This is a genomic window from Bacillus cereus group sp. BfR-BA-01355 (genome assembly GCF_022663675.1).
GTDB classification, from domain to species: Bacteria; Bacillota; Bacilli; order Bacillales; family Bacillaceae_G; genus Bacillus_A; species Bacillus_A thuringiensis_S.
On sequence record NZ_JAKUFY010000437.1, the window covers coordinates 1 to 235 of the forward strand.

Here is a 235-nt window from a genome sequence, read left to right on the forward strand (position 1 = left end):
ACTGATTTTTTCACTTTCTTATTCTTGTGAAGAAGAATCGTTAGATGATTGTGTAGAACCATTTGTTGATTTTTCTTCTTTCTTCGGTTCTTCTTTTTTGTCACTAGTTGACCTGCTCGTTGATTTCTCTTCTTTTTGAGATTTGTCGTCAGCTTTTTTACCAGAAGCATTCGTAGCTTTTGCAGCACCTGCATCAGCTTTAATTTCTGTTACTGATTTATTTAAGTAACGTTCA

At 34.0% G+C, this 235-nt stretch carries 1 pseudogene; it reads right to left on the reverse strand.

What is annotated here, in order from left to right:
* Window positions 1–18: 18 nt before the first annotated feature.
* Window positions 19–235: pseudogene (locus MR167_RS32380) on the reverse strand (M23 family metallopeptidase); the annotation flags it as partial.